This window comes from Streptomyces sp. NPDC017056 (genome assembly GCF_044332485.1).
Lineage (GTDB): Bacteria > Actinomycetota > Actinomycetes > Streptomycetales > Streptomycetaceae > Streptomyces.
The window spans coordinates 200,058-223,449 of record NZ_JBIRPD010000011.1; the positions used below are offsets into that span (position 1 = coordinate 200,058).

Sequence of the window (23,392 nt, forward strand, 5' to 3'; positions counted from 1 at the left end):
GGGACGCCGGTGCCGGACGGGGCGGGCCGGGCGGCCCGCGGCGCCCGGCGGCCCGCGGCGCCGCTCAGTGGCTCACTGGCCTTCGGCGCCGTGCAGCGGGAAGCCCGCGATGCCCTTCCAGGCGAGCGAGGTCAGCAGCTGGACGGCGGTCCCGCGCGGCACGGTGCTCTCCGAGGAGAGCCAGTAGCGCGCCACGACCTGGGAGACGCCGCCCAGCCCGACGGCCAGCAGCATCGACTCGTCCTTGGACAGGCCGGTGTCCTCGGCGATGACCTCGCTGATCGCCTCGGCGCACTCCAGGGAGACCTTGTCGACCCGCTCGCGCACGGCGGGCTCGTTGGTGAGGTCGGACTCGAAGACGAGGCGGAAGGCGCCGCCCGGGTCCTCCACGTACGCGAAGTAGGCGTCCATCGTCGCGGCGACGCGCTGCTTGTTGTCGGTGGTGGAGGCGAGGGCGGTGCGGACCGACTGGAGCAGGGCCTCGCAGTGCTGGTCCAGCAGGGCCAGGTACAGGTCCAGCTTGCCGGGGAAGTGCTGGTAGAGCACGGGCTTGCTGACGCCGGCGCGCTCGGCGATGTCGTCCATCGCGGCCGCGTGGTAGCCCTGCGCCACGAAGACCTCCTGGGCCGCGCCCAGGAGCTGGTTGCGCCGGGCTCGGCGTGGCAGGCGTGTGCCCCGCGGGCGTGCCGCCTCGGTCTGCTCGATGGCGCTCACGCTGCCTCCCAGGTGTGGTTCCGTCCGCGGCGTATACACAGCGATGCGCCGCGCCCGCCATCGTACTTTTGAGTAACCCGGCTTTGCGTGGTCGAGGACGAGAAAATCTGCCGCCGAACGCTGTGGGAAGCCGACATATGGCCCCAGGTCATCGGTAATCGTCTTCGTCGAGATCCACGACGCGGGCCTGCTCGGCGCGGTCCGCCTCGTTGGCGGCGCCCGGATCGACGCCGGTCAGCGGCTCGTCGCGATGCGGGGCGAGGTCCGTGTGCTGCTCGGCGGCATCGGCTTCCGGTGCCTCGACGTCGAACTCCGCGGTGTCCGTCTCGTCCTCGAAGGTGTCCGGGTCGGTCGGGTCGACGGGCATGGTGGCTCCCTCTCTCTCGTACTTCGGAGGCCGGGGTGAGCGTCCGCACACGAGCGCTCATCTCACGGGTGCCCTCTGTGGCCGAGCCTAAGAGAGCGGGTTCCGAATTGCGATGTGGTGTGTGAGCGCGAACACACGATCGGCGGCGTGATCGTCTCGTAACATCGAATCCATGTCTTCGACGGAGTCGACCGGATCGCCGGACACCCGTGCCGTGCTCCCGGTGCCCCCGGCGGGCCGCCCCTCGCGCATCGGCGCGGGGGAGACGGTGCGTTCCGTGAGCCTTCCGGGCCTGACGCTGAGCGTGCGGGGTGTGCCGGGCGAGCGGGCCGGGCTGCCGCCCGCGCTGTACGTCCACGGTCTCGGCGGGTCCTCCCAGAACTGGTCGGCGCTGATGCCGATGCTGGCCGGCCGGGTCGAGGGGGAGGCGCTGGACCTTCCGGGCTTCGGCGACGCGCCGCCGCCGGACGACGGTGACTACTCGGTCTCCGCGCAGGCGCGGGCGGTCATCCGCTACCTGGACGCGAGCGGCCGCGGGCCCGTACACCTGTTCGGAAACTCGATGGGTGGCGCCGCGGTGACGCGGGTGGCGGCGGTCCGCCCCGACCTCGTACGGACCCTGACGCTGATCTCGCCCGCGCTGCCCGAGCTGCGGCCGCAGCTGTCGGCGCTGCCGACCGGGCTGCTCGCGGTACCGGGCGTGGCCAGGCTGTTCGCCAGGATGACGCGGGACTGGACGCCGGAGCGGCGCACCCGCGAGGTGCTGGCCCTGTGTTACGGCGACCCCGCCCTGGTGACCCCGGACGGCTTCACCGCCGCCGCCGAGGAGTACGCACGCCGGCTCGAACTGCCGTACTTCTGGGAGGTGATGGAACGTTCCGCTCGTGGCATTGTCCATGCGTACACGCTCGGCGGGCAGCACAATCTGTGGCGTCAGGCGCAGCGGGTGCTGGCGCCCACGCTTCTCGTCTACGGTGGGCGCGATCGCCTGGTCTCCTTCCGGATGGCACGCCGGGCGGCCGCCGCTTTCCGCGGCTCCAGGCTGCTGACGCTGCCGGAGGCGGGGCACGTGGCGATGATGGAGTGCCCGGAAACGGTGGCGCGGGCCTTCCGCGAGCTGTTGGACGACGACGCGGCCGCGCGGGGCGCGGCCGGGGCGGGCGAGGCCGCCGGCGCGGGTCAGCCCGCCGGTGCGGACGCGCCCTCCGACGTGGGTAGGAGCTGACAGGCCGAGTGGGACGTCACAGCCGCCGGGACCCGGCCGCGACCGCCGGTGGCACCTCCGGAATAGCCGAGGCGGACGGCGCGGAAGCGGCGAGCGCGGCAGCCGGTGCCGTACCCGTTCCGGGGCCGGGTACGGGACGCAGGCGCCGGCGGCCGGCGGACGAGGCCCAGGCCGCGCCGAGCGTCCCGCGCCCGCGGGACGGTGGAACGCAGGCGGCGCCTCCCGTGCCTGCCACGCCCGCGCACGGTTTCGCGCCGTTCGGCGACGACACCGGGGGCGCGGTCAGGCCCGCTCCGGACGAATGCGCCCCGGACGAATCCGTCCCGGACGAATCCGTCCCGGACGAATCCACCCCGGTCCGCGCCCCCGACGGCCCCGTCGTCACGGGCACCGGATCGCTCGGCTACCCCTTCACCCCGCAGAACCGGGCGCCGGCACCGGCACCGGCGCCGCGTCAGGATTACGTGGACGCCTTCGAGCGCGCGGGCGACGCGGACGAAGTCCCGGACGGCGAGCCGGCGTCCGGCGAAATCGGCGCCCAAGGCCCGCAGTTCAGCTCCCGGAAGAAGAGCGTCAAGGCCCGCACCTTCACGGGCGTGGCCGCTGCGGCCGTGACGACGGTGCTCGCCGTCGTGGTGGCCGGGCAGGTCGCCGGGCACCGGCAGGACGACGGCAAACCACAGGCACTGGGGGCGAAGGAGCGGTCGGACGGCGGCGACGCGGCCTCGCGGTCGCAGGCGCGGCCGACAAAGCCGGCGGCCCCCGCCTCGTACGGCGAGAAGATGGCACAGGTCTTCCCGTTGGACGAGAAGCTGACGGCCGCAGGGGAGTTCGAGCCGGTCGGCGGGGACGCCAAGGCGCCGGGGCGCGGCGAGGTGAAGCGCTACCGGGTCGACGTCGAGAAGGGGATGGGCCTGGACGGGGAGTTGTTCGCCGACGCGGTGCACAAGACCCTCAACGACGAGCGGAGCTGGGCGCACGGCGGCCGGCGCGCCTTCCAGCGGGTGGGGTCGGGCGACGCCGACTTCGTCATCACGCTGGCGAGTCCCGGGACCACCGCCAAGTGGTGCGCCAAGTCGGGGCTGGACACGACCCAGGACAACGTGTCGTGCGACTCGGCGGCGACCGAGCGCGTCATGATCAACGCGTACCGGTGGGCGCACGGCGCCGAGACGTACGGGCCGGACAAGATGTACGCGTACCGGCAGATGCTCATCAACCACGAGGTGGGGCACCGGCTCGGGCACAACCACGAGAGCTGTGCGCGGCAGGGCGCCCTGGCGCCGGTGATGATGCAGCAGACCAAGTTCCTGACGACGGGCGGCGCGACGTGCCGGCCCAACGCCTGGCCGTTCCCCGGCGGGTCCTGAGCCATGGCGCGTCCCATGATGCGAGACGACCTGTCTCCCTACATGGGACGTTTTTGCCAGAAAGTGATCGTTCGGCCAGTCTTCTCCGCATGTCGCACCCTGCCGCCGCCTACGAGGACGCCGCTTTCGAGCTGGCGTTGATCGGCGTGTCCGCGCAGTCCGTGGCCGACGTCCACTGTCGCTGAGGCCCGTCCCGGCCGCGCGGAAGCGCGCCGCGAGGGCCCGCGCACCGCGGGTCCGGCACCGCGCGGCGACGCATGACCCCGGGCCGGGGCACCCCCGCGTATCCACGTATCTCACCCGTACGTGTCCGCAGGGGCGGTCCCGCGTCGCACCGCGTTCCGCAGCCGCCGCCTTCCGCGGGCACGTCCTGCCCCGAAAGGCACCGCGTCGTCATGGCCGAACCCTCCCGAAACCGTCAACCGTCCGTGCCCGCCAGGCGGGTGGCCGCCCTCGCGGTGAGCGTCGCCCTGGCCGCCGGGGCCACCGCATGCGGCCCGAAGGACGCCACCGCGGGCGACGGCGGCGGTGCCGGCGCCGCGCCGGCCAAGGGCGGCACACTCACCGTCCTGAACTCCGAACCCCAGACCAACTTCGACCCGGCACGCCTCTACACCTCCGGCGGCGGCAAGGTACCGACCCTGGTCTTCCGTACGCTGACCACCCGCAACCGGGAGAACGGCGCGGCGGGCGCCAAGGCGGTGCCGGACCTCGCCACCGACACCGGGCGGCCCAGCGAGAACGCCACGGTGTGGACGTACACGCTCAAGGACGGGGTGAAGTTCGAGGACGGCTCGCCGATCACCAGCGCCGACGTCAAGTACGGGATCGAGCGCTCCTTCGCCGCCGAACTCTCCGGCGGCGCACCGTACTTGCGCGACTGGCTGGTCGGCGGCGACACCTACGAGGGGCCGTACAAGGACAAGAGCAAGGACGGGCTCAAGTCCATCGAGACCCCGGACGAGAGAACCATCGTCTTCCACCTGAGGAAACCCGAGGGCGAATTCCCGCTGCTCGCCACGCAGACCCAGTTCGCGCCGGTGCCCAGGGCGAAGGACACGGGAACGAAATACGAGGAACACCCGGTCGCCTCGGGCCCCTACAAGGTGGTCGAGAACACCGGCGACGGCGAACATCTCGTCCTGGAGCGCAATCCGCACTGGTCCGAGAAGACCGACTCCGAACGGCACGCCTATCCCGACACGATCGACGTGAAGTCCGGCCTGGATTCCGCGGTCGTCAACCAGCGGCTGGCCACCGGCGCCGGCGCGGACGCCGCCGCGGTGACCACCGACACCAACCTCGGGCCCGCCGAACTCGCCCGGATCGGCGGCGACGCCGAACTCGGCAAACGGGTCGGCACCGGCCACTTCGGCTACACGAACTACCTCGCCTTCAACCCGAAGGTGAAGCCTTTCGACGATCCGAAGGTACGCCAGGCCATCGCGTACGCCGTCAACCGGCAGAGCGTGGTGAACGCGGCGGGCGGCTCCGCGCTCGCCGAACCGGCCACCACCTTCCTGCCCGACCGGAAAACCTTCGGCTACACCCCCTACGACCCGTTCCCGGCCGGCCGCACCGGAAATCCGCAGAAGGCCGGGGAACTCCTCAAGGAAGCGGGTTACGAGAACGGGCTGGCCATCACCCTCACCCATTCCACCGCCAAGAACTTCGAGACCGGCCCGGAAATCGCCACCGCCGTCCAGGAAGCCCTGAAAAAGGCCGGGATAACGGTCCGGCTCCAGGGCCTGGAGGACAACGACTACAAGGAGAAGGTGCACAGCGTCCAGGACGAGCCGGGCCTGTTCATCGGCGGCTGGGGCGCCGACTGGCCGTCCGGCGGCCCGTTCCTCGCGCCGGTCTTCGACGGCCGCCAGATCGTCCGCGGCGCCGCCAACTTCAACCACGCGCAGCTCGACGACCCGGCGGTCAACCAGGAGATCGACGAGATCAACAAGCTGACCGACCTGCCGGCGGCGGCCGTCCGGTGGGGCGCGCTGGACAAGAAGATCGGCGGCCAGGCCCTGTCCGTCCCGCTCTTCCACCCCGTCTACAAGCGCCTTTACGGCAAGGACGTCAAGAACGTCGTCATCAGCGACTGGGACGGCGTGCTGGACATCTCGCAGGTCGCGGTCAAGTGACGACGACCGAGGTGACCGGCCGCCGGGACGCGAGCGCCTGGCACCGGCTGCGGCGGCGGCCCGCCGCCGTGCTCTCCGCCGCCGTCCTGCTCGCACTCGTCCTGCTCGCCCTCTGCGCCCCGCTGCTGGCGGCACTGGAAGGCCAGGACCCCACCACGTACCACGACGGACTCGTCGACTCGGCGCGTGGCGGCGTGCCGCTCGGCCCGTACGGCGGGATCAGCGGCGACCACTGGCTGGGCGTCGAACCCGGCACCGGCAGGGACCTGTTCGCGCGGCTGCTGTACGGGGCCCGAGTGTCCCTGCTCGTCGCGCTCGGCGCCACGGCCGTACAGGTGGTGCTCGGGCTCGTGACCGGGCTCGCGGCCGGGCTGGGCAACCGGCTCGCCGACCAGGTGCTCTCGCGGTTCACCGAGGTACTGACCGCGCTGCCGATGCTCGTCGTCGCGATCTCGCTGACCGCGATCGTGCCCGACGACTTCCCCAGGCCGCTGCTGCTGGTCCTGGTCATCGGGCTGCTCAGCTGGTCCGGCACCTCCCGGATCGTGCGGGCCCGCACCCTGGCGCTGAAGAAGCTGGACCACGTGGCGGCGGCCCGGCTCGGCGGCTCGGGGCCGGTGCGCATCGCCCGGCGCGAGCTGCTGCCGTCGCTCGCCGCGCCGGTGATCACGTACGCGGCGGTCCTGGTGCCGACCAACATCGTGGTGGAGGCGTCGCTGTCCTTCCTCGGCATCGGGGTCAAGCCGCCCACGTCGTCGTGGGGCCAGATGCTGTCCACCGCGACGACCTGGTTCCGGGCCGACCCCGCCTACGTCCTGCTCCCCGCGGGCTGCCTGCTGGTGACCGTGCTGGCCTTCACCGTGCTGGGCGACCAGGTCCGTACGGCGCTCGACCCGCGCGAGCGCTCCCGGCTGCGGGTCGGCACCCGCGCCGCCCGCACGGCGGTACGCACTCAAGAAGGTGGGGCCGTATGACCGGCTACGCACTGCGCCGGCTGGGCGGCGCGCTCGTCGTCCTTTTCCTGCTGACCGTCGCCGTCTACGCGCTCTTCTACGTGGCGCCGGGCGACCCCGCCAAGCTGGCCTGCGGCCCGCGCTGCAACCCGGCGCAGATCCAGCAGGTACGCGAACGGCTGGAGCTGGGGGAGCCGCTGCTCACGCAGTACCTGCACTTCCTCCAGGGGCTGGTGGCGGGCCGCGACTTCTCGTCCGGCACCGGGGTGCTGCACTGCGACGCGCCCTGCCTCGGGCTCTCCTACCAGAACGGCGTGCCCGTCACCACGCTGCTCGGCGACCGGCTGCCGGTCAGCGCGTCCCTCGCGTCCGGCGCGATGGTGCTCTGGCTGGTGCTCGGCGTCGGCACCGGGCTGCTGTCCGCACTGCGCCGCGGCGGCGTGACGGAGCGGGTGCTGACCGTGCTGACCCTCGCGGGCACCGCCACCCCGGTCTTCATCACCGGTCTCCTGCTGCTGATGGTCTTCTGCGCGTACCTCCGGTGGCTGCCGTTCCCCTCCTACGTGCCGCTGTCCGAGGACCCGGAGCAGTGGGCCTGGAACCTGCTGCTGCCTTGGACGGCGCTGGCGCTGCTGGAGTCCGCCCGGTACGCCAGGCTGACCCGCTCCTCGACGCTGGAGACGCTGGCCGAGGACCACATCCGCACCTTCCGCGCGTACGGCGTGCGCGAACGTTCCGTCGTCACGCGGCACGCGCTGCGCGGTGCCCTGCCGCCCGTCATCGCCCTCACCGCGCTCGACGTGGGGACGATGTTCGGCGGCGCGATGCTCAGCGAGACGCTCTTCGGGCTGCCGGGCATCGGGCAGCTCCTCGTGCACTCGGTACGCGTCGTCGACCTGCCCGTGGTCGTCGGTGTGGTGCTGGGCACCGGCGCGGCCGTCGTCGTCGCCAACGTGGCGGCGGACATCCTCTACGCACTCGCCGACCGAAGGGTGGCCCTGACATGACCCATGAGGACGTCACCGCAGCGGCGCCCGCACCGCTGGTGGAGGTCAGGGACCTGTCCGTGGCCTTCCCCGCCGGGGGAGATGACGGCGTACGGGCCGTGGACGGGCTCTCCTTCTCGCTGGCCGGGGGCCGGGCCCTGGGCATCGTGGGCGAGTCGGGATCGGGCAAGTCCACCGTCGCCGCGGCCCTGCTGGACCTGCACCGGGGGACCGGGGCGCGGGTGACCGGCACGGTGCGGGTCGCCGGCACGGACGTACGGGCCGCCGACGAGCGGGAGCTGCGCCGGCTGCGCGGCGGCCGGGCCGCGATGGTCTTCCAGGACCCGCTGTCCTCCCTCGACCCGTACTACGCGATCGGCGACCAGATCGCCGAGGTGTACCGGGTGCACCACCCGCGGGCGTCCCGGCGCGCGGCGCGCGCCCGCGCCGTCGAGGTGCTGGAGCGCGTCGGCATCGCGGACGCGCCCCGGCGCGCCCGTGCACGGGCGCACGAGTTCAGCGGGGGCATGCGCCAGCGCGCCCTGCTCGCGATGGCGCTCGCCTGCGAACCGCGCCTGCTGATCGCCGACGAGCCCACCACCGCGCTGGACGTCACCGTCCAGGCGCAGATCCTCGACCTGCTGCACGACCTGCGGGCGGAGACCGGCATGGGGCTGCTCCTGGTCACCCACGACCTGGGGGTGGTCGCGGGCAGCGTGGACGAGGTGCTGGTGATGCGCGCGGGGCAGGCGGTCGAGCACGGCACGGTCGGCGAGGTGCTGCTCTCCCCGCGCGAGCCGTACACGAAGGAGCTGCTGGCGGCGGTACCGCGCGTGGACGCGGAGCCGGCCGTACGCGGCGGGCGGGCCGCGCCACCCGGCGAGGTGCTGCTCGAAGCGACCGGCCTGCGGCGGGAGTTCGGCGGGCGGCGCCACCGTAAGACCGCGGTCGACGACGTGTCGCTGACGGTGCGCGAGGGCGAAACCGTCGGCCTCGTAGGGGAGTCGGGCAGCGGCAAGACCACGCTCGGACGGATGCTCGTACGGCTGCTGGACCCCACCGCAGGCACGCTGCGCTACCGGGGCCGGGACATCGGCACCCTCGGCGACCGCGAACTGCGCCCTTTGCGGGCCGAGTTGCAGATGGTCTTCCAGGACCCGGTGTCCTCGCTCAATCCGCGGCGCAGCATCGGCGAATCGGTCGCCGACCCGCTGCGCGCGGCCGGCGACCGGGACGACGCGCGCGTGGTGCGCAAGGCCCGCGAGCTGCTGGAGCGGGTCGGCCTGGACCCGGCGTGGTACCACCGCTACCCGCACGAGTTCAGCGGCGGGCAGCGGCAGCGCGTCGGCATCGCGCGGGCGCTCGCCCCCGGGCCCCGGGTGCTGGTCTGCGACGAGCCGGTCTCGGCGCTGGACGTCACCACGCAGGCGCAGATCATGGAGCTCCTCGGCGAGCTGCGGCGGGACCTGGGTCTCGCGCTGGTCTTCATCGCGCACGACCTGGCGGTGGTGCGGGCGGTCAGCGACCGGGTCGCGGTGCTGCGCGACGGGCGGATCGTGGAGGAGGGCGCCACCGAGGACGTGTACGAGCGCCCGCGGCACCCGTACACGAAGAGCCTGCTGGCGGCGGTGCCGGTGCTGGACCCGGAGGCGTCCGCGGGGCGCCGGGCGCTGCGGGCCCGGACGCCGTCGATCGCATAGCGCGCCAGAACGCCCACACGGGTGGAAAGTTACGTCTGTTCACCCCTTCCGGTGGCGCGACGGACAACCGTCCGCCGCCTCACCGGGATCTCTGCGTAGCTTCTTCCTGCAGGTAGCGGCGGGCCCTCGATGCGGCCGCCGTCGTTGGACGCCTACAGGGAAGAACGGGGGTGCGCTCGTGCGCATTGGTCTGCTCACCGAGGGTGGCTGTCCGTATGCGTCCGGTGAGACGCGGCGCTGGCGCGACCGGCTCGTGCGCGGTCTCACCAGCCACGAGTTCGAGATCTACGCCCTCGGCCGCGGGCCGGGGGCCGGCGGGGAAGGCGCGCCGGACCGGGTGCGGGCGGTGCGGACCGCGCCGCTGTACGGGGAGCTGCCCGGCGCGCTGCGGTGGCGGCCGGGGCGGCGCGCGGTGGTGCGCGGGCGGCGCGCGCGGCTGCGGTTCGCCGAGTGTTTCGGCGACCTCGCGGCGGGGTTCGTCGCGGCGGGGTTCGTCACGGCGCAGGCGGCCGGAGGCCAGGCGGACCGTTTCGCCGCAGGGCTCTACGGGCTCGCCGCGCTGGCCCGCGACCACGGCAACCTGCCCGAACTGCTCCGCTCCGAGCAGGCCGTACGCCTCCTGGAGACCGCCTGCCGCGCCCCCGGCGCACTCCGCGCCGCGCACAGCGCCCGCGTCGGCGACCTGCTGGCCGTGACCGAAGAGCTGGAGCGCACCCTGCGCCCGCTGTCCCTGGACTGGTACGGCGGCGCCGCCGGTACGTGCGCCGCCGGAGGCGCCGGCGCGCCCGCCGGGCTCGCCGCGGTGGACCTCTGCCACGCCACGGCCGGCGGTGCCGCCGCCCTCCCCGGTCTGCTGGCCAAACGCTTCTTCGGTACGCCCCTGCTGCTCACCGAGTACGGCGTGCGGCTGCGCGAGCACTACCTCGCGGGCCCCGGCTCGCCCCTGAGCGCTCCCGTGCGCGCCCTGCTGAGCGCCTTCGAGAACGCCCTCGCCAAAGAGACGTACGCCCAAGCCGCGCTCATCACCCCCGGCACCACCCACACGCGCCGCTGGCAGGAACACTGCGGCGCGGACCGGGCGCGCCAGCGCACCGTCCACCCGGGCATGGACGCCGCCGCCTTCACGGCCGTCCCCGACGCGGCGGCCGACCTGTCGAAGACGCTGGTGTGGACCGGCACCGCCGACGCCGACAAGGACCTCGTCTCCCTGCTGCACGCCTTCGCACGCGTCCACCGCGCCGAACCGGACGCCACACTGCGCGTCGTCGGCGCGGCGGGGCCCGGCCGGGACGACCGCGCCTACCTGGCGCACTGCCGCGCGCTCGCCGCGCAGCTCTTCCCCGACGAAGCAGCCGACGCGCTCAGCGCCGGCGACAACCCGGTCTCCTTCGAGGAGGCCGGCGGCCCCGACCTGCCGCGCCCGGAGGACGTCTACGCGGCCGGCTCGGTGCTGGTCCTCTCCAGCGTGGCGGAAGGCTTCCCGCGGTCCCTGGTGGAGGCGATGTTCAGCGGCCGGGCCACGGTCTCCACCGACGTCGGCGCGGTCTGCGAGATCATCGGCGGTACGGGCCTGGTCGTACCGCCGCGCAACCCGCGTGCGCTCGCCCACGCGTGCCTGGAACTGCTCCGCGACCCCGGCCGGCGGGCCCGGCTGGGCGAGGCGGCGCGCGCCCGCGCCCTCGAACTGTTCACGGTGGAGCAGAATGTCGCGGCATTTCGTGGCATCTACCTGGAATTGATCTCCCATACGGCGGGCGGCGCCGGGCCGGCGGCCGGCGCGCCCCGCCCCTTCGCCCGGCCCGCCGAGTCCCACGTACCGGGCCGCTGGGCCGTGGCGCGCGGCGTCCGGCAGACCGCCCCGCCCACCGGCCGCGCCCCGTCCTGGGCGGAACCGGCCGCCGCGGGCGCGGCGCCGGCCGGCCCGAGAGGAGCGCGACCGTGACGACAGCCGAGACCGGCACGGACGCCGGGCCGGGCCCCGAGCCCGCCCGCACCGCCCCCCTGCCCGTCCGCGCTACCCACGCGCGGCCGCCGGGTCGCGGCCCCGCCGACCCCGTACGCACGCTGATGCACCAACACCGGGCGCTGTGCGAACGGGCCGTCGACCCGCTGGAGATCGCCGCGGGACTGGAGGCGCACGGCGTCACCGACCGCACGGCCGCCCGCTTCCGGCACCGGGACGTGTTCTCGCTGGCCGAGGAGCTGTACGCCCGGGTGCCGCGCGAAGAGGCGCCGCCGCCCGCCGCGCACGTCCGGGAACCCGTCCGCAGGGGCCGGGGCGTCCGGGTGGCGCTGCACCTGCTGCCCGGCGCGGTGTGCGCCGCGACCGTGGCGGCCGTCACCGCATCCGGCAGCGCGCCTACACCCGTACCGCTACGCCTGGCCGGCGCGCCGTCACCCGTACTCGTACAAGCAGCCGTCGGCGTGGCCGGCGCCGGCCTGGTCGTCCTCGCCCTGCGCCTGTGCGTCCGCGTGGGCCCGCTGCGCCCCCGGCAGCCGTCCGCCCGCGCCGCCGGGCTGTGGACCTGCTGGCTGGCGGGGTACGCCCTGGGCGGCGACTGGCTGCTGCGGCAGCTACTGGCCGGCGGCCCCGACCTGCCGTACGCGCGCCCCCAGTTCGCCATCGCCACCGCCCTCGCCCTGACGTGCGCCGTCCTGCCCTCCGCAGGGTGCGCGCACTGGTTCGCGGCCCGGGCGCGACGCGGGCTGGCGGAGGGCCGCAGCCTCGCCGGATTCGCCTCGGGAGTACGGCCGTTGCTGCTGACCGCCACCGCCGTGCAGCTCGCCGCGCTGCTCGCGCTGACGGCCGCCACGAGCGCCGTCGTCGGCGGCGGGGGAGCGGTCCCGGTGGCCGCCACCACAGCCCTCGGCAGCCTGCTCTTCCTGGGGCGGCTGCTCGCCCGGCACGGCTTCCCCGCCGCGGCTGCCGCCGGACCGGCCGCAGCCGTCGCGCTGGAGGCCGCCGCCCTGGCCACCGTGCTCGCCGCGCGGGTCCCCGGCCTGGCACCGGCCGGCCGGCCGGTGGAGGCCGCCGTCACCCTCCTCGGCCCGGCCGCCGTACCGGCCGCGGCCTGCGCGGTGCCCGCGCTCGGCCTGCTGCTGTACGCGCTGCGCGCCCTGGCCGGCGCCTCGGCGCACGCACCCGCGACCGGCGCGGCGGCCCCGGGCGTACCCGCACCGGCGGAGGCGGACCGGCCGTGACCGCCCGCCCGTCGCCGCCCGCGATACGCATGCCGCTCCCCGAGACACGCACGCCACCACTCCCGGCGTGCGTGCCGTCGCCGCCCGCGCGCACACCGGCACCCCCGGCGGGCGCGCGGGCGTGCGCCGGACATCCGCCGGCGCTCCGCGAGCGCCGGCCGTCGCCCTCCGGGCGTCCGCCGCCGACCGCGCGGCGCACCCCGTCACCCCCCGGCCCCGCGGCGGCCGCCGTCACCGCCGCAGATGCCGAAGTACGTCCACGAATTCCCCTGAGGAGAACGCCATCATGAACGTCCATCCCACCGAAGCACGCCGGGACCGGGGGGTCGCGCGATGAGGGTGCTGCTCATCGGTGCCAACGGGTACCTCGGGCGCTATGTCGCCGACCGGCTGCTCGCCGATCCCGCCGTCCAGCTGACCGCCCTCGGGCGCGGCGACGACGCGGACGTCCGCTTCGACCTGGCCTCCGGCAGCCCGGGGGCGCTGACCCGCTTCCTGGACGCCGTGCACCCCGGTGTCGTGGTCAACTGCGCGGGCACCACCCGCGGCGGCGCCCGCGATCTGACCCGGCACAACACCGTCGCGGTCGCCACCGTCTGCGAGTCGCTGCGGCGCAGCAGCTGCGGCGCCCGGCTCGTGCACCTGGGCTGCGCGTCCGAGTACGGGCCCTCGCAGCCCGGCTCCTCGACCGCCGAGGACGCCGTGCCGCGGCCCGGCGGCCCGTACGGCGTCAGCAAGCTGGCCGCCACCGAACTGGTCCTCGGATCGGGGCTGGACGCCGTCGTGCTGCGGGTCTTCTCGCCGGTGGGCCCCGGCACCCCGGCCGGCTCGCCGCTCGGCCGGCTCGCGGAGGCGATGCGCCGCGCGATGCAGTCGGGGGACAGCGAGTTGAAGCTGGGCGGCCTGGGCGTGCAGCGCGACTTCGTGGACGTACGGGACGTGGCGCGGGCCGTGCACGCGGCCTCGCTCTCCGCCGCCCAGGGCGTGGTCAACATCGGTACCGGGCACGCCGTACGGCTGCGCGAGGCGGCCGCCCTGCTCGCCAGGGTCGCCGGCTTCGGCGGCTCGCTCCACGAACTGGACACCCCGCCCGGCTACGCGGGGGGCGGGCCCGCCGCCGCCCGGCTCGCCATTCCCGGCCCGGCCTCTGAACACGGGGCCGTCCCTCCCGCGTACCCCTATCCGGACGGGTGTGGGAGCTGGCAGCAGGCGGACGTACGCACCGCACGCGACCGCCTGGGGTGGCGGCCGCGGATCGGGCTGGAGGAGTCCCTCGCCGACATCTGGATGGAGGCCGCATGTCGTATCTGACGACTCCCCTGCACACCGGGCGTGCCGTGACCGACGCCGCGCCGCTGGGCGTCGGCGTCCCGGGGTTCGCCCACCCGCTGCTGGCGCCCGCCGAGTGGGCCGAACTGCTGCGGCTCGCACGCGGGTTGACGTGCTCGGGAACGGGCCATCGGGGGGCGGGGCCCCGCGGCGGCGCGGCGGCACTGCACTGGGCGGTGCTGAACGTCGCGCGGGGCCCCGGGGCGCTGCCCGACCCGTACTGCCTGCCGGCCGCCGCCCAGCTGCGGGACGCGGGGACCCGGCTGCTGGGCTACCTGGACATGGGCCACGGCGCCCGCCCCTTCGGCGAGCTGGTGTCCGACGCACACCGCTTCCTGGAGTGGTACAAGGTCGACGGTTTCTATGTGGACCGCTGTCCCACGGACCGGACACTGCTGTCCGAGACCCGCCGCCTGACCACCACCCTGCGGGCCCTGCGGGACGGCGCCCACCTCGTCACCGGGCACGGCGGCCACCCCCACCCCGGCTACGCGGAAGCCGCCGACCAGCTCGTCACCTTCGCCGGCCGCTGGTCCGACTACCGCTGGTCGCAAGTGGCGGAGTGGACGGCCGATTACCCGCCGGCGCGCTTCTGCCACCTGGTGCACGGCGTGCCCCGTACCCACTTGGAGGAGGCCCTGCGCATCGCCCGCTGGCAGGGCGCGGGCACGGTCTACTTCACCGACCGGCTCGACGACCGCGAGGCCGCCTGGGAGTCGCTGCCCGGCTACTGGGACGAATTCGTCTCGCGTATCGGACCTGGTATCTCGGAATGAAGAAGGGCGTGGCAGTGTTACGGGAAGAACACCGTCCCCTGCTCCGGGCCTTTCCGGGGCGGGGGGACGCCCATCGAGATACCGACAAACGGAGTCCCCGTGTCGCTGCCACCCCTGGTCGAGCCCGCATCGGAGCTCACCGTCGACGAGGTCCGCAGGTACTCCCGCCACCTGATCATCCCGGATGTCGGGATGGACGGGCAGAAGCGGCTGAAGAACGCCAAGGTGCTGTGCGTCGGCGCCGGCGGCCTGGGCTCGCCCGCGCTGATGTACCTGGCCGCGGCCGGCGTCGGAACCCTCGGCATCGTGGAGTTCGACGAGGTCGACGAGTCCAATCTCCAGCGCCAGATCATCCACAGCCAGGCGGACATCGGCCGTTCCAAGGCCGCGTCGGCCAAGGACACGGTGCTGGGCATCAATCCGTACGTCACGGTCAACCTCCACGAAGAGCGCCTCGACTCCAGCAACGTCATGGAGCTCTTCGCGCAGTACGACCTGATCGTCGACGGCACCGACAACTTCGCCACCCGCTACCTGGTCAACGACGCCTGCGTACTGCTGAACAAGCCGTACGTCTGGGGCTCGATCTACCGCTTCGACGGCCAGGCCTCGGTGTTCTGGAGCGAGCACGGCCCCTGCTACCGCTGCCTGTACCCGGAGCCCCCGCCGCCCGGCATGGTCCCCTCCTGCGCCGAGGGCGGCGTCCTGGGCGTGCTGTGCGCGTCCATCGGCTCCATCCAGGTCAACGAGGCCATCAAGCTGCTCGCGGGCATCGGTGACCCGCTGGTCGGCCGTCTGATGATCTACGACGCGCTGGAGATGACATACCGTCAGGTCAAGGTGCGCAAGGACCCCGACTGCGCGGTCTGCGGCACCAACCCGACCGTCACCGAACTCATCGACTACGAGGCTTTCTGCGGCGTCGTGTCCGAGGAGGCCCAGGAGGCGGCGGCCGGTTCCACGATCACTCCGCGGCAGCTCAAGGAGTGGATCGACACGGACGAGAAGATCGAGATCATCGACGTCCGGGAGCCCAACGAGTACGAGATCGTCTCGATCCCCGGCGCCAAGCTGATCCCGAAGAACGAGTTCCTGATGGGCAGCGCCCTCCAGGACCTCCCGCAGGACAAGAAGATCGTCCTGCACTGCAAGACGGGCGTCCGCTCCGCCGAGGTGCTCGCCGTCTTGAAGTCCGCCGGCTTCGCGGACGCGGTGCACGTGGGCGGCGGCGTCATCGGCTGGGTCAACACGGTCGAGCCGGAGAAGCCGGTCTACTGAGCGGCTCCACACGGCGAAGGGCCCGCACCCCTCGGGGTGCGGGCCCTTCGCCGTACCGGGCGCTCAGATCTGGCCCTTGCGGGTCAGCTGTGTGAAGGAGATCCAGCCCGGCAGCACCGGCAGCCAGAACGTCATCAGCCGGAACAGCAGCACCGCGGGGAAGGCGATGTCCGGGGTGAGCCCGGCCAGCGTCAGAGTGCCGGTCAGCGCGGCCTCGATGGCCGCCACGCCGCCGGGGGTGGGCGCCGCCGAGCCCGCCGCGTTGCCCGCGAGGAACACCACCGCGATGGCCGCGTAGCTCAGCTGCCCGCCACCGCCGAACGCGCGGATCGAGGCGTCCAGGCACAGCACGTTCGCCGCGGTCAGCAGTAGCGTGCCGCTGATGCCGACGGCCACCTTCTTCGGGCGCTGGAGCACGTCGAGCATCCGCGGCACCACACCCGCGAACAGCGACCGCACGCGCGTGGAGATGAACTTGCGCAGCGCCGGGACGGCGGTGACCACCAGCACCAGCACGGCGGCCGTCAGCAGGCCCGCGATGACCGCTCGGGACGGCGAGAGCGACGGCGTGCGCTCGGTGCCGGTCAGGTAGCCGAAGGTCAGCAGCAGCACGATGTGGCAGCCGAGGCCGAACAGCTGGGACGCGCCCACGCTCGCCACCGCCAGGCCGGGCCGGAGGCCGGAGCGCTGGAGGAAGCGGGTGTTGAGCGCCACGCCGCCCACCGCGGCCGGCGCGACGAGCTTGACGAAGTTGCCCGCCACCTGCGCGGTCACCGTCCGCAGGAAGGACACCTTCTCCGGTACGAAGCCGAGCAGGCTCATCGCCGCCGCCGGATAGGTCAGCGCCGAGAAGGCCAGCGCCGCCACCACCCACAGCCACTGCGCCTGCCCGGCCACCTGGCCGAAGTTGGCGTGGGTGATCTGCGAGAGCAGGAAGTACGCGGCGAAGGCGCCGGCGATCCAGGTGACGAGGGTGCGCGGCCTGATCCGTTCCAGACGGGCGGGCTCGACCGGTGCCGTCGGCCGGATCAGCAGCACCTGCTGGCGGATCTGCGAGAGCAGGTCCTCCTCGCGGGCCTCCTCCAGTGCCTCGTCGACCGCCCGCTTCTCGGCGTGCTTCTCGGCGCGCAGCACCTTGCGGTTGCTCGGTCCCTCACGGGCGTCCGAGCCTTCCCGCCGGGCCGCCTCGGCGGCCTTCCGCTCCTTGGCGGCGCGCGACGCCTCCAGGACCGCTTCGCGCTCCCGTGCGGAGCGTTCGCGGGCCAGCTGGCGCAGCGTGGCCCGGGTGGTGCGGCTGAGGGCGATCGGCTGGAGCAGCGGCAGGCTGTCGGCGACCGTGTCGGGGCCGAGTACGTCGACGGCCGCGGCCACCGCCCGCTCGGCGCCCGCCCGCAGCGCGAAGGTGGTCAGCAGCTGCGCGATGTCCATCCGCAGGACGAGGTCGCCGGCCGCGATCTCGCCGCCGCGCAGGTCGGTCAGGAAGATTGTGCCGGAACGATCCACCAGGAGCGCGTCGCCCACCAGGCGCCGGTGGGCGATGCGCCGCGACTGGAGCGCCGCCACCTGCTGCCAGGCGTTGCGCATCAGCTCGTCGGTGATCTCCGCGTCCGGCAGCGAGTCCAGCGGCCGGCCGTCGATGTGCTCGTACACGAGCATCACGGCGTCCGGGCCGAGCTCGGAGGTGGCGATCAGCTTGGGGGCGTTGGCGCCGGCCGCGATGGCCGCGTACGCCAGCAGCGCCTCCTGCTCCAGCGCCTGGCGCAGCGACTGGAGGCTGCGGCGCTGGTTGATGCCGCGCAGCGACAGGCGGCGCCAGACGCGGTAGAAGAAGCCCTGGGCCTGCCGCTCGCGGTCCACGACGGTCACGTCGATCGGCGGGCCGTCCTCCAGGGTGACGATGTAGCGGCGGCCGCGGTCGGCGTGCTCGGGGTGTTCCGGGTTGCCGATGTCCTCGGCGCGTACCGCCCTGACCGGGTGGAAGCCGACCCGGCGCAGGCCGGCCAGCAGGTGCTGGCCGGTGGGGCGCACATTGGGCGAGCCGACCGCGTACAGCGTCCCGAAGGCCACGGTCCAGCCGATGAGGATGGTGGTGGCGATGGCGAACGGCGTGGTGTAGCGGCCGACGAGCACGGCGAAGGCGTCCAGCAGCAGGACGAACCACATCGCCACCCGCCAGCGCGGGCGCCGCGACATGCCCACTGCTGTCATGTAGGCGATGACCGGCGCCAGGTAGCTGTGCACCGGCGGGGTCAGCCCGCCGTCGGCCAGCGGCTGGGTCAGCGCGACCTGGATGGACTCCGGGGCGGCCTCGGCCACCCACAGGTCGGTGGCGAGCGAGACGCCGTGCGCGAGGACCGCGGCCAGCACGCCGTCCGCGATCCGCAGGCCGTCGCGTTTGATCAGCCGTTCGACGGCGAAGGCCACCGGCACGATCAGCACGGCCACGCTGGACGCCAGCCCGGCGAAGTTGATCAGCAGGCGCGGCGCCAGCCCGGCGCCCTCGCCGATGTCGTTCTGCAGCCCCTGTGTCGTGCCGTGCGCGAAGATGGCCAGCAGCAGCACCAGGGCGATGCCCACGATGCCGAGCAGCAGGCGCATCAGGTCGGAGGGGCGGTGCACGCGGGCCGGCAGCAGCGGCTCGTCGCCGGAGACCTGGTCCACGTGGAACTCGCTGCCGACGCGGTCCCGTGGCGGGCGGTCGGCGGAGGCGCCGGACCTCCTGGAGTCGCCGGGCTCGGCCGACTTCCGGATGTCCGGCCCGGGTGTTATGCCGGTTCCGGTAGGTTCCGCCGCCTCGCCGCCGGGGCTCTCCTCTGCCGCCGCCCCCGCTCCGGAGGCAGCGGACGCGTCGGCCCGTCCTGGCCGGTCCGGCCCCTCCGGACGCGCGGACTCGTCGGCTCTTCCCGCCTTCTCGATCGTGCTCGCCTTTTCGGTCTCGGAAGCCTGTGACGGCTTCCCCCGTTGTTTCCCGTCCCCCCGGGCGGGGGTGCCGGAGGACAGCGCCTCAGGGGTGCCGGCCTCCCGTGGAGGCACCGCACCCTGCTGTTCGGCCGTCTCTTCTTGATCTCGTATCACCAGTCACCGCCCGGAAGATGGTGGCATGACCGAGGGGAGGCGGGGGGCATCAGGGTGCATCTCGAAGGGTCAGGAAACGGAACATACGCCACCGGGACCGCCCGCGCGCGCCGCCGCGAGGCCGTCGCGCCGGCCGTGGGCGACTGTCGGTGGCGTGGTGCAGGATGGGCCGAATGAGTGGGACAGCAAAGGACCTTCCCGAGCGGGACGGCGGTGGCGTGCCCGAGGACGCGGAGGGCGCGCCGGGACCGGAAGCGGGCGGGATCCCCGAGTACGCGGAGCGGGTCCTGTCGGTCGCCGAGCTGGTCCCGCCGGGCCGCGTGATGACATACGGCGACGTCGCCGAATGGCTCGCGGGGGAGGAGCCGCCCGAAGGGGCCGCCGCCGCGGGGGCCGGGCGGCGCGTGGGCGGACCGCGCCAGGTGGGACGGGTCATGGCCCTCTACGGAGGCGCCGTGCCGTGGTGGCGCGTCGTGCGGGCGGACGGGCAGCTGCTCCCGGGCAGCGAGCTGCGTGCGCTGGCGCACTACCGGGAGGAAGGCACGCCGCTGCGGGAGGCGGCCGGGTCGGCCGAGGGCCACATACCGCGCCTGGACATGCGGCGTGCCCGCTGGGACGGCGGCGGCCCGGCGCCACGCGGCTGAGACAGGGCGCGGCCGGGCCCGCGGCGCGCTCGTAGCGGCGGCCGCGCGTCCGCCACTCGGCGCACCACCCGGCGCGACTGTCACGCGCGACACATCCAGGACACCCGACACAGACGCCAGCATCCGTCGTACGGTCGTGAGACGCGCTGCGGCTCGTGCGCCACCTGGCGTAGCGTCGGGCACGGCCCGCACCACCGCCCCGCCGCCCGGCATCCGGCGCGGTGGCCGCAACGGCACGCCCCGCACCGCGGCGCACACCACGACCAGCACCTCCTCCCAGGACCGGCGATCCACGTGAGTTCCTCCTTCTCGGCCTCGGCCGTGCCGTCCGCGCAGCCGCACCGGCGGCCGGCGCGGCGGGACGCCACCGGCGCGTACCGACTGGTGCGTACCCGGCCGGGGCCGGTGGACCCTCCTGCTTTGGACGCACGCCAGCGCGCTGTGGTTGACCACGGCGCCGGGCCGCTGCTGGTCCTCGCGGGACCGGGCACGGGCAAGACCACGACGCTCGTGGAGGCGGTGGCCCGGCGGATACGGGACGGCGCCGACCCCGAGCGGCTGCTCGTGCTGACCTTCAGCCGCAAGGCCGCCGTCGAACTGCGCGACCGGATCGCCGCGCGCCTGGGCGGCGCCGCCGCCCCGCAGGCCACCACCTTCCACTCGTACTGCTACGCGCTCGTACGGGCCCACCAGGACGCCGACCTGTTCGCCGACCCGCTGCGGCTGCTGTCCGGACCCGAGCAGGACCTCGTCGTGCGCGAGCTCCTCGAAGGCCAGGCCGTGCTGGCGGCCGCCGGCCGGGCCCGGGTGCGCTGGCCGGACGAGCTGCGGGCCTGCCTGACGACGCGCGGCTTCGCCGACGAGGTGCGCGCGGTGCTCGCGCGGAGCCGCGAACTGGGGCTGGGCCCGGAGGCGCTGGGCGACTTCGCGCGGCGTACGGGGCGCCCGGACTGGGGCGCGGCGGCCGGATTCCTGGCCGAGTACCTGGACGTGCTGGACGCCCAGGGCGTGCTGGACTACGCCGAACTGGTGCACCGGGCGGTACTGCTCGCGGAGCGCGACGAGGTCGCGGCGGAGCTGGCGGCGCGCTACGACACGGTGTTCGTCGACGAGTACCAGGACACCGACGCGTCCCAGGTACGGCTGCTGCGCGCGCTGGCCGGCGGCGGCCGTTCGCTCGTCGCCTTCGGCGACCCCGACCAGTCGATCTACGCGTTCCGCGGCGCCGACGTCAACGGCATCCTCGACTTCCCGGCGATGTTCCCGCGTACGGACGGCACCCCGGCGCCGGTCGAGGTGCTCGGCACCTCCCGCCGCTCGGGCGCGGCTCTCCTGGCCGCCACCCGGCGGCTCACCGCCCGTATGCCGCTGACCCGCCTGCCGGCCCGTGCGGTACGGGCCCACCGCGACCTCGCGGCCGTGCGGGACGGGGGCCGCGTCGAGGTGTTCACGTACCCGACGCCGGGCGCCGAGCTGGACAACATCGCGGACATCCTGCGCCGCGCGCACCTGGAGGACGGCGTGCCGTGGCGCGACATGGCCGTTCTCGTACGCGCCGGCGGCCGCTCCATACCCGGTGTGCGCCGGGCCCTGACCTCGGCCGGAGTGCCGCTGGAGATCGACGGCGACGAACTGCCGCTGCGGCAGGAGCCGGCGGTGGCGCCGCTGCTGACGGCCCTGCGGGTGGCGGCTTCGGCGGTGGCGCCTTCCGGGGCGGCGGACGGGCTGTCCGCCGAGACGGCGATCGAGCTGCTGACCTCCCCCCTCGGCGGCATGGACGCCGCCGACCTGCGGCGGCTGGGGCGGGCGCTGCGCGAAGAGGAGCGGGCCGCCGGGCACGACGTACCGCGGCCCTCCGACGAACTGATCGCCCGGGCGCTCACCGAACCGGAGCGCCTGGTCGCGCACGATCCGGCGTACGCGCGGGGCGCTCAGCGGCTCGGCGCGCTGCTGCGCACCACCCGCGACCTGCTGGCCGGCGGCGGCACCGCCGAAGAGGCCCTGTGGGCGCTGTGGAACGGCACGCCCACCTGGTCGCAGCGGCTGGAGCGGACCGCCCGGCGCGGCGGCGCCGCCGCCCGCAACGCCGACCGCGACCTGGACGCCGTCGTCGCGCTCTTCGAGACCGCCGCCCGCGCGGAGGCCCGTACCGGCGGCCGCGGCGCGCTGAACTTCCTGGAGGAGCTGGACGCCCAGGACATCGCCGCCGACACCCTGACCCGCCGGACCGTACGCCCCGACGCGGTGCGCCTGATGACCGCGCACCGCTCCAAGGGCCTGGAGTGGCGGCTCGTCGTGATCGCCGGCGTACAGGAAGGGCTCTGGCCCGACCTGCGGCGGCGCGGCTCGCTCCTGGAGGCGGACCGGATCGGCCGCGACGGGCTGGCCGAACCGCTGCCGCCGGGCGCGCTGCTCACCGAGGAGCGCAGGCTGTTCTACGTGGCGGCCACCCGGGCCCGCGAGCGCCTGGTGGTCACCGCCGTCAAGGCCGCCTCCGACGACGGCGACCAGCCGTCCCGCTTCCTGACCGAGCTGGGCGTGGAGCCGCAGGACGTCACCGGGCGCCCCCGCCGCCCCCTGTCGGTCGCCGCGCTGGTCGCCGAGCTGCGGGCCACCACCGTCGACCCGGACGCCACCCCGGCGCTGCGCGAGGCCGCCGCGCGGCGGCTGGCGAAGCTCGCGGCGCTGCGCGACGACGACGGCCGGCCGCTGGTGCCGGCCGCCCACCCCGACCAGTGGTGGGGCCTGTACGAGCCGACGCACAACACCGTTCCGCTGCGCGACCGCGACCGCCCGGTGGTCCTTTCGGGCAGCGCGCTGGACCAGCTCGCCAACACCTGCTCCCTCCAGTGGTTCCTGGGGCGCGAGGTGAAGGCGGACACCCCCGCGACCGCCGCCCAGGGCTTCGGCAACGTCGTCCACGTCCTCGCCGACGAGGTCGCCTCCGGCCGTACGCCCGCCGACCTGTCGGTCCTGATGGAGCGCCTGGACTCCGTGTGGGACGCGCTCGCGTTCGACGCACCCTGGAAGTCACGGCAGGAGAAGGACAACGCGCGCGCCGCCCTGGAACGCTTCCTGCGCTGGCACGTGATGGAGCGCGGCACACTGGGGCGCGAGACCGTCGCGACCGAACACGGTTTCGACGTCACCCTCGAAGCGGGCGAGTACGCGGTCCGCATCCGGGGGAGCATGGACCGCGTCGAGCGGGACGCGGAGGGCCGCGCGTACGTCGTCGACTTCAAGACCGGCAAGCAGAAGCCCACAGGACCCGAGGTCGCCCGCCACCCGCAGCTCGCGGTGTACCAGCTGGCGGTGCGGGCCGGCGCGGTCGACGCCGTCTTCGAAGAGCAGCGGCCCGAACCGGGCGGCGCCGAACTCGTACACCTGAGGCTGGGCGCCCCACAGAAGGAAGGCGGGGACGCGCTGCCCGCCGTCCAGGCACAGGCGCCCCTGGACGGGGACTGGGTGGGCGAACTGCTCGCCACCGCCGCCGGCCGGGTCCTGGAGGAACGCTTCTCGCCCACCACGGGACAGCACTGCACCCACTGCACGTTCCGCAACGCCTGCTCGGCGCTGCCCGAAGGCCGGCACATCGTGGAATGACGGACCCGCCACGGCCCGCCCCGCACGCGT

17 protein-coding genes are annotated in these 23,392 nt (G+C 74.3%); 14 read left to right on the forward strand and 3 right to left on the reverse strand.

The window, feature by feature from the left end:
- Positions 1–72: 72 nt before the first annotated feature.
- On the reverse strand, positions 73–714 hold the full coding sequence (locus ACH4OW_RS21805) for a TetR/AcrR family transcriptional regulator (RefSeq protein ID WP_360133307.1): 642 nt from the start codon (positions 712–714) through the stop codon (positions 73–75).
- A gap of 148 nt (positions 715–862) precedes the next feature.
- Positions 863–1,081: a hypothetical protein gene (locus ACH4OW_RS21810; protein ID WP_398029693.1), complete on the reverse strand. Its 219-nt coding sequence runs from the start codon at positions 1,079–1,081 to the stop codon at positions 863–865.
- A 172-nt stretch (positions 1,082–1,253) separates the two neighbouring features.
- Between ACH4OW_RS21810 and ACH4OW_RS21815 the strand changes: the two genes are divergently transcribed.
- From ACH4OW_RS21815 to moeZ, 12 genes are all read left to right on the forward strand, one after another.
- Entirely contained in the window at positions 1,254–2,306 is a 1,053-nt protein-coding gene (locus tag ACH4OW_RS21815; protein ID WP_360133301.1) for an alpha/beta hydrolase, read from the forward strand.
- 224 nt (positions 2,307–2,530) lie between these two features.
- Positions 2,531–3,676 carry a DUF3152 domain-containing protein gene (locus ACH4OW_RS21820; RefSeq protein ID WP_398029694.1) on the forward strand — a complete coding sequence of 382 codons (1,146 nt, stop codon included), beginning with the start codon at positions 2,531–2,533 and terminating at the stop codon, positions 3,674–3,676.
- A gap of 89 nt (positions 3,677–3,765) precedes the next feature.
- On the forward strand, positions 3,766–3,861 hold the full coding sequence (locus ACH4OW_RS21825) for an Ms4533A family Cys-rich leader peptide (protein WP_360133295.1): 96 nt from the start codon (positions 3,766–3,768) through the stop codon (positions 3,859–3,861).
- A gap of 210 nt (positions 3,862–4,071) precedes the next feature.
- Positions 4,072–5,817: an ABC transporter substrate-binding protein gene (locus ACH4OW_RS21830; RefSeq protein ID WP_398029695.1), complete on the forward strand. Its 1,746-nt coding sequence runs from the start codon at positions 4,072–4,074 to the stop codon at positions 5,815–5,817.
- On the forward strand, positions 5,814–6,791 hold the full coding sequence (locus ACH4OW_RS21835; protein WP_398029696.1) for an ABC transporter permease: 978 nt from the start codon (positions 5,814–5,816) through the stop codon (positions 6,789–6,791). Before ACH4OW_RS21830 ends, ACH4OW_RS21835 begins: the two co-directional genes overlap by 4 nt.
- Positions 6,788–7,777: an ABC transporter permease gene (locus tag ACH4OW_RS21840; protein WP_360133286.1), complete on the forward strand. Its 990-nt coding sequence runs from the start codon at positions 6,788–6,790 to the stop codon at positions 7,775–7,777. Before ACH4OW_RS21835 ends, ACH4OW_RS21840 begins: the two co-directional genes overlap by 4 nt.
- Complete coding sequence (locus tag ACH4OW_RS21845; protein ID WP_398029697.1) at positions 7,774–9,456, forward strand: dipeptide ABC transporter ATP-binding protein; 1,683 nt, start codon at positions 7,774–7,776, stop codon at positions 9,454–9,456. Before ACH4OW_RS21840 ends, ACH4OW_RS21845 begins: the two co-directional genes overlap by 4 nt.
- A gap of 178 nt (positions 9,457–9,634) precedes the next feature.
- Entirely contained in the window at positions 9,635–11,398 is a 1,764-nt protein-coding gene (locus ACH4OW_RS21850; RefSeq protein ID WP_398029698.1) for a glycosyltransferase, read from the forward strand.
- Positions 11,395–12,657, forward strand: coding sequence for a hypothetical protein (locus tag ACH4OW_RS21855; protein ID WP_398029699.1), 1,263 nt, complete (start codon positions 11,395–11,397; stop codon positions 12,655–12,657). The genes ACH4OW_RS21850 and ACH4OW_RS21855 overlap by 4 nt, the downstream gene beginning before the upstream one ends.
- Positions 12,658–12,990: 333 nt before the next feature.
- Positions 12,991–13,968: an NAD-dependent epimerase/dehydratase family protein gene (locus ACH4OW_RS21860; RefSeq protein ID WP_360133274.1), complete on the forward strand. Its 978-nt coding sequence runs from the start codon at positions 12,991–12,993 to the stop codon at positions 13,966–13,968.
- The gene (locus ACH4OW_RS21865) at positions 13,956–14,762 is read left to right on the forward strand and encodes a spherulation-specific family 4 protein (protein WP_398029700.1); all 807 of its coding nucleotides are present in this window, start codon (positions 13,956–13,958) and stop codon (positions 14,760–14,762) included. The genes ACH4OW_RS21860 and ACH4OW_RS21865 overlap by 13 nt, the downstream gene beginning before the upstream one ends.
- A gap of 99 nt (positions 14,763–14,861) precedes the next feature.
- Positions 14,862–16,040 (forward strand): adenylyltransferase/sulfurtransferase MoeZ, encoded by a 1,179-nt coding sequence (gene moeZ, locus ACH4OW_RS21870; RefSeq protein ID WP_360133268.1) that lies wholly within the window; start codon positions 14,862–14,864, stop codon positions 16,038–16,040.
- 63 nt (positions 16,041–16,103) lie between these two features.
- On the opposite strand, the gene ACH4OW_RS21875 is transcribed toward moeZ, so the two are convergent.
- Positions 16,104–19,115 carry a lysylphosphatidylglycerol synthase domain-containing protein gene (locus ACH4OW_RS21875; protein ID WP_398029701.1) on the reverse strand — a complete coding sequence of 1,004 codons (3,012 nt, stop codon included), beginning with the start codon at positions 19,113–19,115 and terminating at the stop codon, positions 16,104–16,106.
- A gap of 173 nt (positions 19,116–19,288) precedes the next feature.
- On the opposite strand from ACH4OW_RS21875, the gene ACH4OW_RS21880 reads away from it, so the two are divergent.
- Both ACH4OW_RS21880 and ACH4OW_RS21885 read left to right on the forward strand, forming a co-directional pair.
- Positions 19,289–19,759 (forward strand): MGMT family protein, encoded by a 471-nt coding sequence (locus ACH4OW_RS21880; RefSeq protein WP_398029702.1) that lies wholly within the window; start codon positions 19,289–19,291, stop codon positions 19,757–19,759.
- Between the two features lie 321 nt (positions 19,760–20,080).
- Positions 20,081–23,362 carry an ATP-dependent helicase gene (locus ACH4OW_RS21885; protein WP_398029775.1) on the forward strand — a complete coding sequence of 1,094 codons (3,282 nt, stop codon included), beginning with the start codon at positions 20,081–20,083 and terminating at the stop codon, positions 23,360–23,362.
- Positions 23,363–23,392: the final 30 nt, after the last annotated feature.